This window comes from Roseomonas sp. 18066 (genome assembly GCF_902706185.1).
Lineage (GTDB): Bacteria > Pseudomonadota > Alphaproteobacteria > Acetobacterales > Acetobacteraceae > Pseudoroseomonas.
This window is the reverse complement of record NZ_CACSJM010000242.1, coordinates 1-6030: the sequence shown is the minus strand read 5'-3', so window position 1 is coordinate 6030 and position 6030 is coordinate 1. Positions and strand designations below refer to the sequence as shown.

General features: G+C 73.1%; 5 protein-coding genes. 2 read left to right on the top strand and 3 right to left on the bottom strand.

What is annotated here, in order from left to right:
* From GVN67_RS27795 to GVN67_RS27785, 3 genes are all read right to left on the bottom strand, one after another.
* Positions 1-1690 (bottom strand): transglutaminase family protein (locus GVN67_RS27795; RefSeq protein WP_200845426.1); only part of this gene is annotated, 1690 nt, incomplete at its 3' end.
* A gap of 138 nt (positions 1691-1828) precedes the next feature.
* Entirely contained in the window at positions 1829-2353 is a 525-nt protein-coding gene (locus GVN67_RS27790; protein WP_160000561.1) for a hypothetical protein, read from the bottom strand.
* A gap of 75 nt (positions 2354-2428) precedes the next feature.
* The gene (locus GVN67_RS27785) at positions 2429-3076 is read right to left on the bottom strand and encodes a hypothetical protein (protein ID WP_160000560.1); all 648 of its coding nucleotides are present in this window, start codon (positions 3074-3076) and stop codon (positions 2429-2431) included.
* Positions 3077-3255: 179 nt separating this feature from the next.
* On the opposite strand from GVN67_RS27785, the gene GVN67_RS27780 reads away from it, so the two are divergent.
* Complete coding sequence (locus GVN67_RS27780; RefSeq protein WP_160000559.1) at positions 3256-4401, top strand: ATP phosphoribosyltransferase regulatory subunit; 1146 nt, start codon at positions 3256-3258, stop codon at positions 4399-4401.
* 2 nt (positions 4402-4403) lie between these two features.
* Entirely contained in the window at positions 4404-5693 is a 1290-nt protein-coding gene (locus GVN67_RS27775; protein WP_160000558.1) for an adenylosuccinate synthase, read from the top strand.
* The last annotated feature ends 337 nt before the right edge of the window (positions 5694-6030 follow it).

Here is a 6030-nt window from a genome sequence, read left to right as displayed (position 1 = left end):
CGGCGGCGCGGGGCAGGGGGGCGCGCGGGGCGAAGGGATCCTGCTCCATCGGCAGCTCGATCCGCGCCGGATCGGCCCAGGGCAGGCTGTCCAGCGGCAGCCGCAGCCCGATCGGCGAATCGCCCGGGATCAGGAACAGCGTGGCGTCGCGGAAGAACCAGGCCGCGCTCTCCCAGGCCCTGGGCCCGCGCTTCAGCGGCAGCACGGCGCCGGCGCTCTCCGCCAGCCCGCCGCCGAACAGCCGGGCCAGGCGCGCGCGCTCCAGCGGGTCGCGCAGCTTGGCGTCCTCCACCAGCACATTCGCCGGCAGCCGCTTCTCCTTCCACAGATAGTAGTGGATGTCCTCATGCGCCGGCATCACCCGGCCCGGATCGACGCCGAGGCGGAAGGCCAGCGCCCGGGCGAATTCCGCCGCATCGGCCGCCGTGGCGTCGTCGGTGTCGTCGTCATGCGCGAGGAGGGAGAAATCGTCCCAGACCGCCTCGCCATCGGCGCGCCAGAAGGCGTTCAACGCCCAGCGCGGCAGCGGCTCGCCCGGATAGTGCTTGCCGACCGCGTATTGCACCAGCGCGCCGCTGGTCCACAGCGGCAGCAGCCGCTTCAGCAGCCGCCCGGCCAGCTTGCGCTTGGTCGGGCCGAGCGCGTCGGTGTTCCACTCGCCGCCCTCCTGGTCGGTCGCCGAGACGAAGGTCGGCTCGCCGCCCATGGTCAGCCGCACGCCGCCGGCGGCGAGCTGCCCGTCGACCACGTCGCCGGCATCGAGGATCGCCTGCCACTGCGCGCCTGAATAAGGCTTGGTCACCCGCGGCGTCTCGCGGATGCGGGTCACCCCCATCTCGAACTCGAACTCGACCTCGGCCTTGCTCATCAGCCCGGAGATCGGCGCGGCCGATTGCGGCTCCGGCGTCGCCGCCAGCGGGATATGGCCCTCGCCGGTCAGCAGGCCGGAGGTGGCGTCGAGCCCGACCCAGCCGGCGCCGGGCAGATAGACCTCGGCCCAGGCATGCAGGTCGGTGAAATCGGCGGTCGGGCCCTCGGGGCCTTCCAGCGGCTTCTGGTCGGCGACCAGCTGGATCAGGTAGCCGGAGACGAAGCGCACGGCATAGCCCAGGTGGCGCAGCACCTGCACCAGCACCCAGGCGCTGTCGCGGCAGGAGCCGCGGCCCTCGCCCAGCGTCTGCTCCGGGTCCCAGACCCCGGGCTCGAGGCGGACGATATAGGCGATGCGGTCGGCCAGCATCTGGTTGATGCCGGTCATCATGGTGACCGTGCCCTGCTCGCCGCGCGGGATGCTGTCCAGCAGCTTCTGCAGCTCGGGGCCGAGCGGGGCGGCGCGGCGGAACGGCGCCAGCTCCTGGTCGAGGGCCGGGTCGTAGGCGAAGGGCCAGACCTCGGCCTCGGGCTCCAGGAAGAAGTCGAAGGGATTGATGGTGGCCATGTCGGCCACCAGGTCGATCGTCACCTCGAACTGGCTGACCGGCTCGGGGAAGACGACGCGGGCCAGGAAATTGCCCTGCGGGTCCTGCTGCCAGTTCAGGAAATGCGCCTGCGGCGCGATGCTCAGGCTGTAGGACAGCACCGGGGTGCGGGCATGCGGCGCCGGCCGCAGCCGGATGGTCTGTGGCCCCAGCGTGACCGGTCGATCATAGACGTATCGGGTGCGGTGCGTCAGGGCGACATGGATCGACATGCAGGTTCCGGCTTACGTTCCTGCGGCGCAGCATTACCCACCCCCCAGGCCATGGCTATCCTTTTCCGGCGGCCCTGCCACCGGCTTCCGCCAGCGCCACCCCGCCGGCTGCCGCATTCCGAGGCGGTTCGCGCCAGCTCAGCGCGACGACTGGGCAAGCTCGGCGGCGGTCATCTGCGCGGCGCGCTCCGCCTCCGGCAGCCGGGGCAGGGCCCCGAGCCGCCGCAGCGTCTCGGCAGCGCCGAGCCGGAAGGGGGCGGCGTCCAGCCGCGCCAGGGCGGCCGGGCGGTCGCCCATCTCCAGCGCCTGGGCCACCGCATCCAGCGCCGGGACGGTGACATCGGCCAGCGCCGCCGGGTCGATGCCCAGGGCCGCGCGCGTCTCGTCGCGCCCCTTGCCGAGCTGGAAGGCGGTGGTGACCGAGAATTCCGGCGTCCAGAAAGGATCGTTGGCAAAGCTGGCGGAAAGATGCTCCAGCGTCGCGACGGCGCGCGCCGCCGCCGCCGGCTGGCCGTTGAAGCGGGAGAAATCGCCGAAGGTCCAGGGCGCCGCCAGGCCCGGGCGGCGGATGCTGTCGCCGAAGCCGACCGGGCCCGGCCTGCCCTCGCCGCAGGCGGCGAGGGTCACGAGGGGGAGAAGGGCGAGCAGGGCGCGGCGGTGCATGGCGCCCAGCCTAGACCCGCGCGGCCCCGGGCGGGAGCCGGCCTGAGGCCCCGCACACAATTCGATACGTCGGTGTCAGCCGGCCGGCGGCGGCGGCGATGCCGGCACCGCCAGGGCGCGCCGGGCCATCTTCGCCAGCGCCTCGTCCGGGAAGGCGGCCAGCCGGCGCAGCCAGACGCCGCGCTCGGGCAGCTGCCGCAGGTGGAAGACCAGCCAGAGCAGCGATTCCCGTTCGGTGTCGCGCGCCATCGCCGCCGACAGGCGGCCAGGGTCCAGATGGGGCAGGGCGCGGATCAGCAGCGGCAGCAGCCAGGCGCCGGCGCGCCAGTCCGACAGATAGCGCTCCACCAGCCAGGTGGCATCGCTCCGGTCGACCATCGGCGCCAGCAGCCGCCGCGCCGTCTCGGTCTCCAGCGCCGCCCAGCGCAGCGGATCGCCGCGCCGCGTTTTTTTCAATGCCGCATGGCCGGGCATGGCGCGGTCGGCGCGCGCGACCAGCCAGGCCTTGCGCCGCGGCCCGCCCCAGGCGGCCAGCACCCGCATCGCCAGCACCCGCAGCCCCCAATAGGGCAGGGCCAGCGCGGCCTCGACCTCGCCCCGGCGTGGCGCCGTCTCGACGCCCCCGGCCAGCAGGATCAGCCGGTCGGCCAGCCCGCGCATCCGCCCCGGGGTGCCGGGGGCGGCCAGCAGGGCCTGCAGGGGAGGGCCGGGATCGCGCGTCATCCCCCCCTGCTGGCGCGGCCGCGGCGGCGCGGCAAGCGCGGCGCCGGTCAAGCCTTCGCGCTGGGCCGAGGCGGCGGCATGCCCCGCCTGCGCGATCCGCCCTTGCCCCCGGCGGCCAGCGCTGCCACACACCGCCCCGTTTGCCGTCGCAAGGCTGCGGCGACCCTGGCCCTGGACGCATGACCGAAGACCTGCCCAACCCCGCGCTGCTGCCCTCGGGCCTGACCGACCTGCTGCCGCCCGAGGCGGGGCATGAGGCGGCGCTGGTCGAGGCGATGCTCGCGGTCTTCGCCAGCCATGGCTATGAGCGGGTCAAGCCGCCGCTGCTGGAATTCGAGGATTCTCTCCTCGCCGGATCCGGTGGCGCGGTCGCCGACCAGACCTTCCGGCTGATGGACCCCGACAGCCACCGCATGCTGGGCCTGCGCGCCGACACCACGCCGCAGGTGGCCCGCATCGCGGCGACGCGGCTGGCCGATGTCGCCCGCCCGCTGCGCCTGTCCTATGCCGGCCAGGCGCTGCGCATCCGCGGCACCCAGCTGGCGCCCGAGCGGCAGATCCCCCAGGCCGGCATCGAGCTGATCGGCCCCGACAGCCCCGAGGCCGATGCCGAGGTCGCGCTGCTGGGCATCGAGGCCCTGGCCGCCATCGGCATCACCGGCGGCAGCCTGGACATCACCCTGCCGACCATGGCGCCGGCCCTGCTGGACGCCGCCGGCGTGCTGGGCGCGCAGCGCCAGCGCCTGGCGCGCGCGCTGGACCGCAAGGACGCGGCCGCGGTGCGCGAGCTCGCCGCCATCGCCGGCCCGCCGGCCAACCGGCTGACCGCGCTGCTGACCGCCGCCGGCCCGGCCGACGGGGCGCTGGCCGCCCTCGAAGCCGCCGAGCTGCCGCCCGCCGCCCGCGCCATCGCCGACAACGCCGCCGCCGTCATCGCCGCCATCCGCGCCCGCGCCCCGGACCTGCGCATCACCCTCGACCCGGTCGAGTTCCGCGGGCTGCAATATCACGTGGGCGTCGCCTTCACCCTGTACGGGCCGGGCGGCGCCGGCGAGCTGGCCCGCGGCGGCCGCTACCGCTCCGGCGAAGAGGCCGCGACGGGCATGACCCTCTATCCGGACGCGCTGCGCCGGGCGGCGCCGAGCGCGCCGCCGCCGCCGCGCGTCTTCCTGCCGCTGGGCACCGACCCGCTGGCGGCGGCGGCGCTCCGGGCGCAAGGTTTCATCACGGTGGCGGCGCTTTCGGCCGCCGACACGCCGCAGCGCCTGCGCTGCGGCCACATCCTGCGCGGCCAGCTTGCCGCGCCGATCGAGGAGATTGCGTAGCCATGGCCAATGTCGCCGTGATCGGCGCCCAGTGGGGCGACGAAGGCAAGGGCAAGGTCGTCGACTGGCTGGCCAGCCGGGCGGATATCGTCGTCCGCTTCCAGGGCGGCCACAATGCCGGCCATACCCTTGTCGTGGGCAACCAGACCTACAAGCTGTCGCTGCTGCCCTCGGGCGTGGTGCGCGGCAAGCTGGGCATCATCGGCAACGGTGTCGTCCTCGACCCCGACGCGCTGCTGGGCGAGATCGCCAAGGTGCGCGCCCAGGGCCTCGATGTCGGCCCGCACAACCTGCGCATCGCCGAGAACACGCCGCTGATCCTGCCGCTGCACCCGGCGCTGGACAAGGCGCGCGAAGAAGCCCGCGGCGAGCACAAGATCGGCACGACCGGCCGCGGCATCGGCCCGGCCTATGAGGACAAGGTGGCGCGCCGCGCCATCCGCCTCTGCGACCTGGCCGAGCCGGAGACGCTGTCGACCAAGCTCGACGAGCTGCTGCTGCACCACAACACCCTGCTGAAGGGCCTGGGTGCTGCCACCTTCGAGAAGCAGGAACTGCTCGACAAGCTGCTGGCGCTCGCCCCGCAGCTGCTGCCCTTCTCCGAGGCGGTGTGGGAGCGGCTCGACGAGGCCCGGCATTCCGGCAAGCGCGTGCTCTTCGAGGGCGCCCAGGCGGTGATGCTGGACGTCGACCACGGCACCTACCCCTTCGTCACCTCGTCGAACACGGTGGCGGGCAACGCCGCCGCCGGCGCCGGCGTCGGGCCGCATGGCATCGGCATGGTGCTGGGCATCGCCAAGGCCTACACGACCCGCGTCGGCTCGGGCCCCTTCCCGACCGAGCTGAAGGACGACATCGGCAAGCGCCTGGGCGAGGTCGGCCACGAATTCGGCACCGTCACCGGCCGGCCGCGCCGCTGCGGCTGGTTCGACGCCTGCCTGGTGCGCCAGGCGGTGAAGGTCGGCGGCGTGCAGGGCCTGGTGCTGACCAAGCTCGACGTGCTGGACGGCCTGACCGAGCTGAAGATCTGCACCGGCTACGAGATCGACGGCGAAGTGTTCAAGCGCCTGCCGGCGGCAGCCGCGGCCCAGGCCAAGGCCCGCCCGATCTACGAGACGCTGGAAGGCTGGACCCAGTCCACTCGCGGCGCCCGGTCCTGGGCGCAGCTGCCGGCGACCGCGATCAAGTACGTGAAGCGGATCGAGGAGCTGGTCGAGGCGCAGGTCACCCTGCTGTCGACCTCGCCGGAGCGCGACGACACGATCCTGGTCAGCGATCCTTTCGCGGGCTGAAGTATCTGGAAAGGCTGGGGGAATGAATTCCCCCAGACCCCCATCTTCTTTCTGATGAACGGCCGTGGCGTGACCTGCGCCTGACCCGCGCCGTCGTCAGGGCCTCACGGCGGGACGCCGTTTTCATACAATCAGCGCATGTCCAAAGGTCGCGCTTCGGCGTTGCCGTTTCGCCCGTGGTTTCCACGTGGACATGGCAATCTGACAAGAAAAAGAAGCGACTGTCTTGGGTGTCAAGCGGTCTGCTCCTTCGCGGAGGTTGTGGTTCTCCAGGGTGTTGAGCTTTGGAGGATGGCATTGAGGATGGTGAGCAGCTTGCGGGCGATGGCGATCAGGG